Source organism: Streptomyces sp. PU-14G, from assembly GCF_041028275.1.
Taxonomy (GTDB): Bacteria; Actinomycetota; Actinomycetes; order Streptomycetales; family Streptomycetaceae; genus Streptomyces.
The window spans coordinates 1-1,571 of the sequence record NZ_JASKYT010000646.1 but is presented as its reverse complement, the minus strand read 5'-3'; the positions used below and the strand labels follow the sequence as shown (position 1 = coordinate 1,571).

1 protein-coding gene is annotated in these 1,571 nt (G+C 73.4%); it reads right to left on the bottom strand.

Annotated features, from left to right (window positions below; translation table 11 throughout):
* Positions 1-1,461, bottom strand: a 1,461-nt coding sequence (locus AB8Z75_RS34360; protein ID WP_369208977.1) for an APC family permease, incomplete at its 3' end; no start/stop codon positions are given.
* Between the last annotated feature and the right edge of the window lie 110 nt (positions 1,462-1,571).

The window sequence follows — 1,571 nt, the reverse complement described above, 5'->3', positions numbered from 1 at the left end:
GTCCCCGGGCGCCGTGTCTCCGGGCCCCGGGCCGCCCCCTCTCCGGCCCTCCTTGCGGTCCCGGCTGCGGAGGACGAACAGGGCGATCAGCGCGAGTGCGAGCCAGCCCAGGCCCACCCAGTGGGCCTCCCGGTTGGCGGTGACGATCACGGCGATGATGATGGCGAGCCCCACCGCGGGCAGTACCCAGTCCCACACCCTCCGCGGCCCCGGTGCCTCATCGGTCGCTCCGGCCGAGAGCGTGGCGCGGCGTCCGAGCCCGTAGTAGCCCATCACCGACAGGTGCAGCATGCCGAAGGCGAACAGAGCGCCGATGTCGACGATGGAGACCAGCCGGTCCAGGCCGTCGGGGGCGCGCGCCGCCCACACGGCGGCGCACATCGTCAGCACCGCGCTCACCAGCAGCGCCCGTCCCGGTACTCCGGTGCGCGAGCTGACGCTTCCCAGGACGTGCGGCAGCCGGCGGTCCCTGGCCATGGCGTACAGCAGCCGGGAGGCAGCCGCCTGCCCGGCCAGTGCCGCGAAGGCCGCGCCCAGCGCCTTGCTCGCCGCCACCGTCGTCTCCAGCCAACCGCCGACGGACGCCCTGGTCGCGTCGTAGAAGGCCGAGCCCTGTTTCGCCGGGTCCTCGGCCAGCTGCCGGGAGGAGTCCTCGGACAGCAGCGCGGCCAGGTACGTCTGGGCGACGAAGAGCACGCCGGTGAGCAGCAGGCACCACACCAGCGCCCTGGCCACCGTCGGCGCGGTGCGGCCCCTGCCGCCGGCCGCCTCCTCGGCGAAGTTGGCGATGGCGTCGAAGCCCAGGAAGGAGAGCACCGCCACCGAGACCGCGCCCAGCAGGGCCGTCAGCGAGAACGCCCGGTCCCCGGTGAGCGGGGAGAGCCAGCCGCGCTGCGGCCCTTCCTGGACCAGGACGACGAGCGCGGCGGCCACGAACACCAGCAGCACCAGGATCTCCATGGCGAGCACCAGGAAGCCCACGACTGCCGCGCGGCGTACCCCCGAGAGGTTGAGCGCGGTGGTGGCCACCACCGCGATCGCCGTCCAGATCCACTGGTCCACCTCGGGGACGAGCTGCGCCATGGCGATGCCCGAGAAGAGGTAGGCGACGGCCGGGATGAGCAGGTAGTCGAGCATCATCATCCAGCCGGTGACGAAGCCCGCGCCGTCCCCCAGGCCGACGCGCGCGTACGCGTACACCGAGCCCGCCTGCGGCGCCGTGTGGATCATCCGTGCGTACGAATAGGCGGTGAACGACATGGCCACCGTGGCGACCACGTACACCAGGGGGACGACTCCGTGGCTGCGGGCGTCCAGCGCCCCGTAGATGCCCACCGGCGCCATCGGCGCGATGAACAGCAGCCCGTAGACGATCAGGTCGCGGAGGGTCAGACTGCGCCGCAGGGCGCCGTCCGGACGGTCCCCCAGGACCCCCGCGGTGCGTGTGCGAGCTGAAGGCATGGTGCCAGCTTGCCGCAGAACACCGGCTGTGGCAGCGGAGCGCGCCCCTGCCCGGTCACCGCCGCGCTCCTGCCCGGTCACCGCCGCGCCCCTGCCACGCCCCCCGAGTG